Source organism: Nitrosopumilaceae archaeon, from assembly GCA_035631875.1.
Classification (GTDB): Archaea; Thermoproteota; Nitrososphaeria; order Nitrososphaerales; family Nitrosopumilaceae; genus TA-20.
In genome coordinates this window covers 183,787-196,908 of the sequence record DASQHX010000013.1, presented here as the reverse complement: position 1 = coordinate 196,908, position 13,122 = coordinate 183,787, and the positions used below count along the sequence as shown (strand labels likewise).

Genomic DNA, 13,122 nt, shown 5'->3' with positions numbered 1-13,122 from the left:
GTTCCGGTTGCTGTACTTGGTGAGACTGTGGCTGTAAATGTTATAGATTGACCAAATATGGTAGAAACAGCATTTGAGCTCAGAACTGTGGAGGTTGATACTGGAGTTGCGAACTGTCCACCAGTACCAAAGGCCGAGTAAACTCCGATCGGAACTGCTAGTGATCCTGCTAAAAGAAGCCAAACAAGTGAGATTCCTAGTAACTTCTTCATTACCAAATCAGATGAATTATTACTTATAATGCTCGGGCAGAATTTATCAGTAAGAATACTTCGCAAAGTTAAAGTATTAAGAATCGTCTGTTCCGTCTTTTTACATAATATGGATTTTTTATTTTAAAATTTGAAAAAATAACTAGTGATAGATCGGTTGTTTATACAATCGAAAGTTACTGGAGTAATTCCTGTTGTTATAGCACACATCCCCTCCAAGTTATTTAACATGCGTTTTCCGTAGGTATAATAATAATTGAAAATCTAACTTTTACTATGAATGTTATTAGGATACCAAAAGTAATAAAATTCGGAAAAAATGCTCTTTCTGAAGCAGATTATCCAAAAAATGCACTTGTTGTAACCACCGCCCCACCAGATGTTTCATCAAAGTGGTTAGCAAGAATGAAGATAACCGATCATTTCCTATTTGATAAAGTAGAGCCTGAACCTTCAATTGAAACAGTTCAAAAAGTAATTGCAGAGTATAAAACAAAGAATCTTTCTGCAATAATTGGACTAGGTGGAGGAAGTTCACAGGATGTTGCAAAATACGCTGCATCTGAATTAAAAATTCCAAAAATCCTCATACCAACAACATTTGGAACTGGAAGTGAGATGACCACATATTGTGTTTTAAAATTTGACGGTAAAAAGAAACTTTTACAGGATGAAAAATTCCTTGCAGACATGGCAATAGTTGATTCATACTTTTTAGAAGGAACACCTGAAGCAATTGTCAAAAATTCTGTTTGTGATGCATGTGCGCAAGCAACTGAAGGCTATGACAGCAAGAAAGGCAACGAGTTTACAAGAACCATGTGCAAGGCAGCATTTGATGTTCTATATGATGCCATAATGAACAACAAGCCTGAAAATTATCCCTATGGTTCAATGCTATCAGGAATTGGTTTTGGAAATGCTTCAACAACTTTGGGTCATGCACTGTCCTATGTATATTCAAACGAAGGAGTTCCTCACGGATACTCACTTTCATCTTGTACAACAGTTGCACATAGATTCAATAAATCTATTTTCTATGAGCAATTCAAACAAGTCGTAGAGAAGCTAAAGTTTGATCGTCTTACTTTGAAAGCTCCACTAGACCAAGCTGCAGATATTGTTATGACAGACAAAGGCCATCTTGATCCAAATCCAATTCCTGTGACAAAAGAAGATGTAATACAATTACTAAAAGATATTACAAACGGCAACCTCTAAAAATTTACAGTTTATCAGTTTTTCTTTAATAAAAAATTCTAATTTTCATGAATTTTACTAAACTTAAATACCACATTTAGTTCACATTCTTGTTATAGGACTAGGAAAAAATGGTAAAGTTTGGAATTCAATTTGGCTTAAATGTTGCACGACTCGGATTAACTGAGGATCAGATTCTTACTTCTTGTGTTTTAGCAGATAGGACTGGGTATGATTCAATTTGGTACATGGATCATTCAAATGTACCACAGTGGAATCATGCCATAGTAAATGACCCATGGGTTATGCTTGCTGCAATTGCCTCTGTTACAAACAAGGTAGAGCTTGGAACATGTGTTACAGATGCAGTAAGAAGACATCCATCAAACATTGCACTTGCAACAATAACTTTGGATAGAGTCTCTCATGGAAGAGGAACACTGGGAATTGGCGCAGGTGAAGCTCAAAACATCAAGGAATTTAAAATTCAGTGGGATAAACCAGTTGGGAGATTTGCAGAGCAGCTTCAGGTAATAAAATTACTTTTTGAATCATCACCAGAACACAGAGTTAATTTCAATGGCGAGTTTTATCAACTAGAAGAAGCTTGCCTTCAGGCAAAAAGTATCAGAAAACCTCATCCGCCAATTTACATGGCAGCAGGCGCACCAAAGACACTTGCATTATGTGGCAAATATGGAGATGGTTGGATACCAATAGGATATACTCCGGAATTATTTGAGGTTCATGCAAAGGCAATAAAAGATTCAATGAAAGAAAATGGAAGAGACGGAAAGGACTTTCAATATGGTGTTGATATTGATGTGTATTTTTCAGATGATGCAGAAGAAGCATGGGTAAAAATGAAAAACGCAGTTAAAGTTAGCCTCTTCAAGCCAGAGATATTAAAAGTTCACAACATACAAGATGTACAAGGTTTTGATTTTAAAAAATACTTTACAGAATACTCTATGTCAAATCAAGAATGGATAGTAAAGATGCGCGAAGCTGCACAAACAATTCCTGACAAGGTGGCACGCTCGTCAATAGGCATGGGTACTGCAGATGACATCATTCCAGTATTTGAAAAGTTCATGAAAGCTGGGGTGAACCACTTTATTGTCAGATTCTGGGGCTCTGGATACTTTGGTTCACTAGACAAATTTGCATCAACTGTAATGCCATATTTTAGGGAAATGGATAATCCTAGAAAATAATTTAAACAATATAAGTTACGATCTTCAATTTTATCCTGTGAAATATTATCTATTCTTTTTTGTGTTGTTTTTTTTCATACCAGCTTATGGAATGCAAAATACAATATCTGATTCTAATGTTCAAGTAATCGTAAACTATCCTGACATTTTAACACCTCAGGACGACTTTGTTCTCTCATCTGTGGTAAAAACCAGTGCAGACCAGGTATCAAACATCACAATTACTATATCATCTCCAGAGCTAAACATGACAAAAAACCAGTTTCATATAGACAGTCTCCCAAAAGACTCTACGCTTGGAAATAATTTTAATGCACAGGTAAAAAATGGAACACCTGATGGCAGCTTTCTTGCAAATATCGAAGTACAATATTTTATCAAAGGTTTTTTTGATAAAATTCCTGTAAAAAACTCTTTTACTAGAGCAATAGAGTTTAACACCCAGTCAAAACCTTTGCTACTACTAAATGCTCAGACACCTGATGAAGCTTTTGCAGGTGAGCCATTTTCAATTACAGGACAAATAAAAAACCAGGGAAGCGAGGCACAAAACATACAGATGAGTGTTGATTCTTCACAAGTAGAATTAAGCGGGAAAAAAATTTATTCGCTGACAAATCTTGAGGCTGGCAAATCATCTGATTTTGAATTTGTAGTACAAACACAAAAAGACCTTACCATTCCAACCCATGCAAGTATTCACCTAAATGGTACATATTCAGATAAATCAGGAAAAACCTACTCCCTAGAGGACTCGCTAAATGTGTTTGTGAGACAACGAGGCATGATGGAAATAGGTGGTGCCCAGGGAATATGGCTTGGCAACTTTTTCATAGCTCCAGTTGTTGGTGTTGGTACGATTGTCTCAACAGTAATTGGTTTTTTGATTTTTTTGTGGCATCATTTTAAACACAAGAAAACTCAAAAGCGAGCCAGGAAATAATTAAAAATTTTCTTTTAGATATATCTAAAGATTGTTTGTCTTTCTGAATTTGGCACATCAGAGACAAGAGCAAAATTGTAAAATGGATAAGATTTTTTGTAATGTTTCATAAAGCTCCATGCCACATCATGAGTTTTAAATTCTGTTCGCAGTCCGTCTATTTTTGATTTATTTCCAAATACATCATATGGCACAACAAAATAATTTTGTGGTCGTTTGTGTGGTTTTGCTTTTAGCAACCATGCAATAGCAAAAACAAAAACTGATGCCAAAATTATTGCAGCACCAAACTCTTTGAAAAAAGCCCAAACTACTGCAGGAATTGTAATGCCAAACAAAGTATAGATAAAATGAGAAAATGCGATCACGGCACTGCCTGCAATTAAAAATGCTCTAAAATCTGAAAAAAGGTCCTTTATTAGCATGCCCATAGGTATAACACACCCACATATTATCTTTAAAATCCATATACAAAAATATCAATCCTGATAATCAAATTTATGCAACTACTAGGTAGGCTTGAGATCAAATCAAAAGAAAAATTGATCGAGTTTCTAAACCAGCAGGAAACCGGAAGAGTTTGTAGTATTGACAAGGATGGATATCCGCAGATAATCCCAATGAACTTTGTTTTTGTCAATGGTGTGATATACATGCATTCTCACACTAGAGGTGAAAAACTTGAAAACATCAGACAAAACAGCAAGGTTGGTTTTGAGGTAGACCAAAGCCTAGAGTTTTTGCCATCATATTTTACACACCCCACAGACGCCTCTCAGGCAGACACACTTTACATCAGCGTTGTAATCAAGGGAACTGGAATTATAGTCAATGACAGAAAAGAAAAAACACTAGCCCTTAATTCATTGATGAAAAAATATCAACCAGAGGGAGGCTATGAGGGTATTAGTCCAGAGATGAAAGTCGTAGACGAGGTTGCAATAATCAAAGTAATTCCAATAACAATGCGTGGAAAATACAAGGTGGGGCAACATCTTGAAAAAAAATCTCGACTAGAAGTGGCTAAAAAATTACTTGAAAGAAATACCCCTACTGCACAAAACACACTCAAACTAATGGGGATTTCACAGACAAAAGACGGCCTAGTTATTTCAGAAGAGCCATCCTGGTAGTCATACTGAAAGTACCATTGCTTTAAATTTCGTTTTTGTTAATTTGATATGTTGTTAGAAAATCCAAGTTTTGAGTTGGCATCAGAATTCCAGCCAACAGGAGACCAGCCTCAGGCAATAGAACATCTAGTAGAAGGAGTACGAAAGAAAAAAGTCCAGACATTAATTGGTGTAACAGGAAGCGGCAAGACATTTACTGTTGCAAATGTCATCCAAAGAACAGGCAAAAATACTCTAGTAATATCACACAACAAGACTCTAGCCGCTCAGCTTTACTCAGAGCTAAAGCAATTTTTCCCAAAAAACAATGTCGGATATTTTGTTAGCTATTACGATTATTACCAGCCAGAAAGTTACTTGCCACAAACTGATACCTACATAGAAAAAGACACCCAGATTAATGAAAAAATTGAAAAAATGCGATTAGAGGCAACTGCGATGCTACTATCAGGTGAGCCTACAATCATTATTGCCACAGTGTCATGCATCTACTCTTTGGGCTCACCTAAAGAGTGGGAGTCAATGTCAATTATTGTTGAAAAGGGAAAAGAGACCAGTCGTTCCTCTCTCATAAAACAGCTAGTCAATGCAAGATATGAGAGAAATGATACAGAGCTTGCCTCTGGAAGATTTAGAATTAGAGGCGATACCATAGACATCATTCCAGCATATTCTGATGATGTTGTAAGAATCTCAATGTTTGGAGATATGGTGGAAAAAATATCTGTCTGTGATCCTATCTCACTTGTAGAGAAAAAAAGCATTTCACAAATCAAGATATTTCCTGCAAAGCACTATCTTGTTGCAAATGATGTTAGAAAAGTTGCAGTACAGTCCATAAAAACAGAGCTCAAACAAAGAATGCCTGAGCTTCGCGAGCTTGAAAGACAGAGACTAGAGATGAGAACAAAATATGATTTAGAAATGATAGAAGAGCTAGGATACTGCTCTGGAATTGAAAACTATTCAAGACATTTTGATGGAAGAAATCCTGGTGAGCAAGCATTTTGTTTGCTTGACTTTTTTGGAGATGACTTTTTACTTGTAATTGATGAATCACATGTTACAATTCCACAGCTTCATGGAATGTATCTTGGAGACCACACTCGCAAAAAATCTCTCATTGATTATGGTTTTAGACTTCCTAGTGCATTTGATAACAGACCATTAAAGTTTGAAGAATTTGAAAAATATATCAAAAATACCATTTTTGTTTCTGCCACACCTAGTCAATATGAACGAACAAAAAGTTTTCAAATAGTAGAGCAGTTAATTCGCCCAACCGGTCTTGTAGACCCACAAGTAGAAATAAGAAAGACTGAAAATCAGATGGATGATCTAGTAATAGAAATTAAAAAAAGAGTTGAAAAAGACCAGCGCATTCTTGTTACCACATTAACAAAACGCATGGCAGAAGACCTTGCAGAATATTTGTCAAAAAAACAGGTCAAGGTAAGATACTTGCATTCTGAGATTGAGAATCTGCAGCGAACTGAGATAATCAGACAGTTGCGTCTAGGCGAGTTTGACGTGCTAGTTGGCATTAATCTACTAAGAGAGGGAATTGACATACCCGAAGTCTCACTTGTTGCCATCCTAGATGCAGATAAGGAAGGCTTTCTTAGAAACATAACAAGTTTGATTCAAACATTTGGAAGAGCAGCAAGAAATGTTGATGGCAGTGTGATAATGTATGCAGATAATACAACACAATCAATGAAAAACGCTATACTAGAAACTGAGCGCAGAAGAAACAGGCAAATTGAATATAACAAAAAGATGGGCATAAAACCAACCACCATAGTAAAGGCAATTCCAGAGCAGACAGCAAAATTTGAGGAACTAAAACACATGTCAAAACACGACTTGAAAAAATATGCAATAGAGATAGAATCTGCAATGAAAAAATTTGCAGAAGAGCTAGACTTTGAAAACGCAATAGAGTACCGTGAGAAATTGGCAAAAATTCAAAAAGAGTTAGGAACATGAACGACAGACTAGTAATTCGTGGTGCACGGGAGCACAATTTAAAAAACATCAATTTGGATATCCCAAAAAATAAACTAGTTACAATTACTGGTCTTTCTGGTTCTGGCAAATCCACTTTGGCATTTGATACCATTTATGCGGAAGGACAGCGAAGATATGTTGAATCACTTTCTGCATATGCAAGACAATTTTTGGAGATGATGAATAAACCTGATTTAGATTCCATTGAAGGGTTATCTCCAGCAATATCAATTCAGCAAAAGACCACAAGTAAAAATCCAAGATCAACTGTTGGTACCATTACTGAAATCTATGACTATTTGAGACTGCTTTACGCTAGAATAGGAATACCTCATTGCACAAAATGTGGGCGTAAAATCTCAAACCAGTCTGCAGAGTCAATTTGTGAATCAGTTCTTAGAGAATCAGATGGAAAAAATATTTTAATTTTGGCGCCATTGATTAGAAGAAAAAAAGGAACATATGAGAAATTATTTGAGCAGGTCAAAAAAACTGGTTACTCTAGAGTCAGAGTAGACAATGAAATCATAGAACTAAATGGAGAAATTCCAATTCTTGACAAACAAAAATGGCATAATATAGAAATTGTAGTTGATAGAGTAAAAGCATCAAAGGAGGAAAAAAGTAGACTGTACGAGTCTGTGCAAAATGCACTAAAAGCTAGCAAAGGATCTGTACTAATTTCTGACACTGATGAGAAGATATTTTCTCAAAACAATGCTTGTTCGTACTGTGGAATAACAATAGGTGAGCTTGAACCTAGATCATTTTCGTTTAACTCACCATTTGGAGCTTGCAAGACTTGTCATGGATTGGGAGTAAAGATGGAGTTTGATCCCGACTTGCTCATTCCAGACAAGACAAAATCCATACTTGATGGAGCCATAGTTCCATGGTCTGGAAGATTTTCCTCGTTTAGAAGACAAACACTACGCGATGTTGGTAAGAAATTTGGTTTTGATTTGATGACTCCAATTAACAAAATGAGTCCAAAACAAGTTCAAGTCATTTTGTATGGTACAGACGAAGCAGTACGATTTTCATACGAATCCCAGACAACTGATTCAAAATGGCAATACACCAATACCTTTAGTGGAGTTATTCCAAATCTAAACAAAAATTTTGTAGAAACAGACTCTGAATCAAAAAGAGAGGATCTTAGAAAATTCATGCGTGAGACGCCCTGTAACTCTTGCAATGGCAGAAGACTAACAAATGAGGCACTAGCCGTGAAAATAAACGATAAATCAATAATGGACGTATGTGATCTTTCCATTGACGCTTGCTATGACTTTTTCCAGAATCTCAAATTAACTGAAACTGAAAAATATATTGCAAAATCTGTACTAAAAGAAGTTCTTTCAAGACTAGAGTTTTTGAAAAATGTTGGGCTAAACTATCTAACACTAAACAGAGTTAGTGCCACATTATCTGGTGGAGAGTCACAGAGAATAAGGCTTGCAACTCAGATTGGTTCCAATCTTACTGGAGTGCTATATGTTCTTGACGAGCCAACAATAGGCCTTCATCAAAAAGACAATGCCAAATTGATAAAGACGCTAACAAAGTTGCGCGATCTTGGTAACACCATATTGGTTGTAGAGCATGATGAAGAAGTCATGCGAAACTCGGATTGGATAATAGACCTGGGACCAGGGGCAGGAGTTCATGGAGGCAGTGTTGTTTTTGAAGGAACAATAAAAGAAATGCTAAGTGATCACAAGTCAATAACAGCAGAATATCTTAAAAATCATAATGCAATAAAACTTGTCAAAAAAACTCGTAATCAAAAAGGCAAAATAATTGTAAGAGGTGCGGCAGAAAATAATCTAAAAAATATTGATGTTGAGTTTCCACTAGGGTTTATGATTGCAGTAACTGGCGTGTCTGGTTCTGGAAAATCTACACTTGTCAATGACATTTTATACAATGCGCTTTCTGCACACTTTGGTATTATATCAGATAGACCAGGCAAACACAAGCAAGTGCTTGGAGTAGAAGATACAGACAAGGTAATTGGAATTGATCAATCCCCAATAGGCAGAACACCTCGTTCCAATCCTGCAACCTATATCGGTGCATTTACCCCAATACGGGAATTATACTCCAACACTGAAATGTCAAAAGAACGTGGCTATACTCCAGGCCAGTTCTCATTTAACGTGACTGATGGGAGGTGTTTTGCCTGTGAGGGAGATGGTGTTAAGAAAATCGAGATGCAATTTTTGTCAGATGTGTATGTGATTTGTGATGAATGCAAAGGAAAAAGATACAACTCTGAAACACTATCAGTTTTGTATAAAGGAAAAAACATTTCTGATATTTTATCCATGACAGTAGAAGAAGCTTTAGAATTTTTTAATAACATACCAGCAATTAAGCGAAAACTGCAGACAGTTGCAGATGTTGGACTAGGATACATCAAGCTTGGCCAAGCCGCAACCACATTATCTGGTGGAGAAGCACAAAGAGTAAAGCTTGCAGCAGAGCTTTCAAAAAGATATACTGGCAAGACCATATACATTTTAGACGAGCCTACAACAGGACTTCATTTTTCTGATGTACAAAAATTACTTGATGTCCTAAACAGATTGGTAAATCTTGGCAATACCGTAATCATAATAGAGCACAACATGGATGTGATAAAAAATTCTGATTGGATAATTGATCTTGGTCCAGAAGGAGGCGATAAAGGTGGCAAAGTAATTGCATTTGGTACACCAGAACAGGTTGCAGACAATTCGCATAGTTACACTGGACAATATTTGAGCAGAGTTCTAAGACATGAAATTTGATCATTCCAAGATAACAATTCCTTCCCAGTCTGGAATATACATAATGAAAGACAAATCAGATAAGATAATCTACATTGGAAAGGCAAAAAATCTTCGAAATCGTGTAAGATCATATTTTCTTAAAAACCAAAACTACAAGACACAAAAGCTTGTTGAAAAAATATCAGATATAGAGTTTGTATTAACTGATAATGAAAGTGAAGCATTTTTGCTTGAAGCCAACATGATAAAACGATACAGGCCAATTTACAACATTGAGCTAAAAGACCAGCAGCGATACACCTATCTTAGAATTACAAACGAGGAATTTCCACGTCTTATGGTGGCAAGAAGAACAAGAACCGGAGAATTTCTTGGCTCAGGCAAGGTATTTGGCCCTTTTACATCAGGCAGCTCAAAAATGCTCTCAATTGGTCTTTTGCGCAAGGCATTCAAAGTGAGAATCTGTAAGAGATTGCCAAAAGAGGCATGTCTTGAATATCACATGGGAAACTGTGAAGCTCCATGTGAATTCAAAAAAGCGCGTGAAAAATATGGAAATCACATTGAAGAACTAGAATCAATACTCAAAGGCAAACAAAAGCTAGAAGATTTTAGCAAAAAACTTGAAGATGAAATGAAGGAAGCATCATCACACCAGCACTATGAAAGGGCAAAAGAGATTCATGATACAATGCAGAGACTGCAAAACTTGCAAACAAGACAGAAGATGGAATCAACAAAAAACTATGATGAGGAATATTTTGGAATAAAAATTAAAGATCAAACCGCACATGTCATGAGCTTTAGGCAGACAAACGGCGTGATTCGTGATAGGAACAGATTTTCTTTTGATATCATTGGGGACAATTCCTTTTCGTCATTTTTATCTCAATACTATTCCACAAACCCAATTCCAAAATTTGTCATAACAAGTGAGCTTCCAGAAAAAAAAGACATTCTAGAAGAGGTTCTTTCAAGAACCTCTGGCTTTAAGGTAAACATTATGGTTCCGTCATCTGGCAAAAGAAAGGAGATGATAAAACTCATCATGAAAAACATTACACTATACCAATCAAAAGACTCTGACCCTGCACTAGTAGAGTTACAGGAAAAAATCCACCTGCAAAACATTCCAAAAATAATAGAATGCTTTGATATTTCAAACCATGGTGCAGACTATGCAGTTGGCTCCATGTCACGATTTGTTGATGGAAGGCCAGACAAGTCAGGATATAGGAAATTTAAGATAAAAACCGTTCAAGGAAGAGACGATTATGCCATGATAAATGAGGTGATAAAAAGACGCTATATCAGATTGCGAAAAGAAAAATCAGTGATGCCAGACTTGGTGTTAATAGATGGTGGCAAGGGACAGTTGCGTGCGGCTTTGGATGCTCTAAAAAGTATCAGTACTGTACTTCCTTGTATTTCACTTGCAAAAGAAAATGAAGAAGTATACATTCCAAAAATAAAAGAGCCGCTAGTCATTCCAAAAAACAATCATGCATTAAAAATTTTACAGTATGCTAGAGATGAAGCACATCGATTTGGTGTTGCGTATAATAGATCATTACGAAAATTAAATTAGAGAAATTCGTCAAGTGAATTTTCTTTTAGAGGTTGTGCATCAAAGCCCATCTTGGATAAATCACTTGCAAACTCTTCAACAAAGCCATGTATGGTGTAGATTTTTTCTGGGCTGCATCTTTTTACCAACTCTACAAGTTCATTGTAATCACAATGATCACTAAGAGTGATGGAATAATCATGCTGTCTTGCAAATGAAAATCTGTTAGATTGAGCCCAGCCGCTAAAGCCAATTGTTATTGCATCATACTTTGATTTCATGTCTTGTATGAACTGGTTTTTTGCACCCAAGTTTGGCGCAATCATAACCCAGGGGGTTTTGTCAAGTAGTCCATTTTTTTCAGCTTCTGTGTGTCCAACAGAATCATTTAGGTCTATTCCAAAATTTTTATACAAGTCATTTACGCGTTTTATGGAATCATGGTAAAATGGTTCCCAGTGACCAAACAAATATGATAGAATCTGCGCCTTTCCAAGCTCATACCCTAGTAAGATGACTGGCTTTCCTTTAGAGTACATTTCAGATATTATACCGTTTACCTTTTTGACTGTCTCATCAATTCCAGGAAAGGTAAATTCTGGTAGCCCAAATGTGCACTCTGTGATTAGCGTCTTGCATTTTGGCACCTTGGCTCCTTTCATAAAACCTCTATCTCTGGTGCAGATATCACCAGTGTAAAACACATCACCAAATGCAAGGCCTCGTGCACCCAGGATATGGCCTGTGTCCACCATGGAAAAATCCTCATACTCTTCGATATAGTTTTCAATATTATATCCTCGAAGCTTTGCAATCTCGCTTGTCTGTCTGGTTGTTAAAAGCAGGCCTCCATTTTGATTATGCAGATGATCCATATGTGCATGGGAGACAAATGCTATTCCATCACTTGTTGCTCGCTTTGGATCAAGATGTATTTTTGTTCCGTTTTGTACTGATACTATACCATTTGATGTCATTTTGACAGTTTGAGCCAAATCCAAATTTCAGACAAATCAATCAGATATAAATTGCTAGATTGATCTGCAACCACATTATACATAATCAAATTTTTAGTTTCTAATTCAATTATGGATCTTAATCTGAGCTAAAAACTATCTTTAACGGTATATTTTTGAAGTAGGCGGTGGACTTGGGGCAAGAACAGGTTGCTCATTTGTTATTGCTTGTTGTATGAATCTATCAAAATTTGATTCATCAAATATCTGCCATCCCCACTTTTGAATATCCAGATCATATGATTTGTAATCCTCAATTATATCACCAAACCAAGAACGGTACAAGTCTTCTTCTTTTTTTGCCTGTTCATGGTTATTGAAGAATTTTATCTCCATCCAGTCAATGTCTCCATTTGTTCTAGCAGAGAAATCACAAAATGGAGATTCTGTAAGATATTTCTTCATTGCCTCCATTCTTTGTAAAAAGTCTCTAGGGGATGTGAATTTTACAGTAACAAGACGCGTGGTTGCCATGTTGACCTTTTGAAGATCTACCATTGTTGTATAACCAAGAATAACCTTGTCCTGCTCTAGTTTTGCCATTCTCTTTCCTACTCCTCTCTCAGAGATTTTGACTCCTTTTTCTTCTAATATCTTAACAATATTTCGTGCCGAGATTCTGCCGTTTGATATTAACAAATTCAAAATTAGCCTATCCAGATCATCCATGAAATAATCAGCGAAAAATTTCAAAATAGGCATCAAAGTTCAAAACTTGAACCAAAGTTGTCAAAAAGTTCAACAACAGAACCAAAGTGTAATCAAAAGTTAGGCCGATTCTAAATAGATGCATGTCGTTTAGGAATCAGATAAACATGACAACAGAACTACAAAACCAACACGGCGCCTTGACGGTCCAAAAGAAAGTGACTGTCATTGGCTTGGCAGCATTGCCAATAGCCCTAGCCGCATACAGCAACAACGGAATATCAATACAGGGTATTTCGTCAGTCCTAACAAGTGGAGTGTTTCCAATTGGTTTCACTTTACTTTCATGGGGACTAGCTGCAAAAATAGGGCTAAAGATTAGAAAGTAAGTACACTACT

At 36.4% G+C, this 13,122-nt stretch carries 12 protein-coding genes; 8 read left to right on the top strand and 4 right to left on the bottom strand.

The features are described 5' to 3' along the window. Positions 1-212, bottom strand: a 212-nt coding sequence (locus VEU72_10280) for a hypothetical protein (GenBank protein ID HYL67520.1), incomplete at its 3' end; no start/stop codon positions are given. A gap of 276 nt (positions 213-488) precedes the next feature. Here VEU72_10280 and VEU72_10275 point away from each other — a divergent pair. The 3 genes from VEU72_10275 (at position 489) to VEU72_10265 (ending at position 3,572) form a co-directional block, all read left to right on the top strand. Further along, a complete protein-coding gene (locus VEU72_10275; GenBank protein ID HYL67519.1) occupies positions 489-1,433 on the top strand; it encodes an iron-containing alcohol dehydrogenase in 945 nt (314 codons plus the stop codon). Between the two features lie 110 nt (positions 1,434-1,543). Further along, on the top strand, positions 1,544-2,629 hold the full coding sequence (locus tag VEU72_10270) for an LLM class flavin-dependent oxidoreductase (protein ID HYL67518.1): 1,086 nt from the start codon (positions 1,544-1,546) through the stop codon (positions 2,627-2,629). Positions 2,630-2,666: 37 nt separating this feature from the next. Next, positions 2,667-3,572, top strand: coding sequence for a CARDB domain-containing protein (locus VEU72_10265; protein ID HYL67517.1), 906 nt, complete (start codon positions 2,667-2,669; stop codon positions 3,570-3,572). 14 nt (positions 3,573-3,586) lie between these two features. Here VEU72_10265 and VEU72_10260 read toward each other — a convergent pair whose 3' ends face one another. Then, positions 3,587-3,997, bottom strand: coding sequence for a hypothetical protein (locus VEU72_10260; GenBank protein ID HYL67516.1), 411 nt, complete (start codon positions 3,995-3,997; stop codon positions 3,587-3,589). 75 nt (positions 3,998-4,072) lie between these two features. On the opposite strand from VEU72_10260, the gene VEU72_10255 reads away from it, so the two are divergent. Genes VEU72_10255 through uvrC form a run of 4 tightly spaced genes read left to right on the top strand, consistent with a single transcriptional unit; the run spans position 4,073 to position 11,080 of the window. Further along, positions 4,073-4,705, top strand: a complete 633-nt coding sequence (locus VEU72_10255) for a pyridoxamine 5'-phosphate oxidase family protein (protein HYL67515.1) — start codon at positions 4,073-4,075, stop codon at positions 4,703-4,705. A 48-nt stretch (positions 4,706-4,753) separates the two neighbouring features. Further along, positions 4,754-6,694 (top strand): excinuclease ABC subunit UvrB, encoded by a 1,941-nt coding sequence (gene uvrB, locus VEU72_10250; protein HYL67514.1) that lies wholly within the window; start codon positions 4,754-4,756, stop codon positions 6,692-6,694. Next, positions 6,691-9,510, top strand: a complete 2,820-nt coding sequence (gene uvrA / locus VEU72_10245; GenBank protein HYL67513.1) for an excinuclease ABC subunit UvrA — start codon at positions 6,691-6,693, stop codon at positions 9,508-9,510. The genes uvrB and uvrA overlap by 4 nt, the downstream gene beginning before the upstream one ends. After that, the gene (uvrC, locus tag VEU72_10240) at positions 9,500-11,080 is read left to right on the top strand and encodes an excinuclease ABC subunit UvrC (protein ID HYL67512.1); all 1,581 of its coding nucleotides are present in this window, start codon (positions 9,500-9,502) and stop codon (positions 11,078-11,080) included. The genes uvrA and uvrC overlap by 11 nt, the downstream gene beginning before the upstream one ends. Here the strand turns inward: uvrC and VEU72_10235 are convergent. Both VEU72_10235 and VEU72_10230 read right to left on the bottom strand, forming a co-directional pair. Further along, positions 11,077-12,036 (bottom strand): MBL fold metallo-hydrolase RNA specificity domain-containing protein, encoded by a 960-nt coding sequence (locus VEU72_10235; GenBank protein HYL67511.1) that lies wholly within the window; start codon positions 12,034-12,036, stop codon positions 11,077-11,079. The genes uvrC and VEU72_10235 overlap by 4 nt on opposite strands. A gap of 141 nt (positions 12,037-12,177) precedes the next feature. Further along, positions 12,178-12,744, bottom strand: coding sequence for an AsnC family protein (locus tag VEU72_10230; protein ID HYL67510.1), 567 nt, complete (start codon positions 12,742-12,744; stop codon positions 12,178-12,180). 122 nt (positions 12,745-12,866) lie between these two features. Between VEU72_10230 and VEU72_10225 the strand changes: the two genes are divergently transcribed. Then, on the top strand, positions 12,867-13,112 hold the full coding sequence (locus VEU72_10225; GenBank protein HYL67509.1) for a hypothetical protein: 246 nt from the start codon (positions 12,867-12,869) through the stop codon (positions 13,110-13,112). Positions 13,113-13,122 lie beyond the last annotated feature (10 nt).

Coding starts and splice junctions, on each gene's coding strand:
- VEU72_10275 (HYL67519.1), top strand. CDS start 489: ATGAATGTTATTAGGATACCAAAAGTAATAAAATTCGGAAAAAATGCT.
- VEU72_10270 (HYL67518.1), top strand. CDS start 1,544: ATGGTAAAGTTTGGAATTCAATTTGGCTTAAATGTTGCACGACTCGGA.
- VEU72_10260 (HYL67516.1), bottom strand. CDS start 3,997: ATGCTAATAAAGGACCTTTTTTCAGATTTTAGAGCATTTTTAATTGCA.
- VEU72_10255 (HYL67515.1), top strand. CDS start 4,073: ATGCAACTACTAGGTAGGCTTGAGATCAAATCAAAAGAAAAATTGATC.
- uvrB (HYL67514.1), top strand. CDS start 4,754: ATGTTGTTAGAAAATCCAAGTTTTGAGTTGGCATCAGAATTCCAGCCA.
- uvrA (HYL67513.1), top strand. CDS start 6,691: ATGAACGACAGACTAGTAATTCGTGGTGCACGGGAGCACAATTTAAAA.
- uvrC (HYL67512.1), top strand. CDS start 9,500: ATGAAATTTGATCATTCCAAGATAACAATTCCTTCCCAGTCTGGAATA.
- VEU72_10235 (HYL67511.1), bottom strand. CDS start 12,036: ATGACATCAAATGGTATAGTATCAGTACAAAACGGAACAAAAATACAT.
- VEU72_10230 (HYL67510.1), bottom strand. CDS start 12,744: ATGGATGATCTGGATAGGCTAATTTTGAATTTGTTAATATCAAACGGC.
- VEU72_10225 (HYL67509.1), top strand. CDS start 12,867: ATGTCGTTTAGGAATCAGATAAACATGACAACAGAACTACAAAACCAA.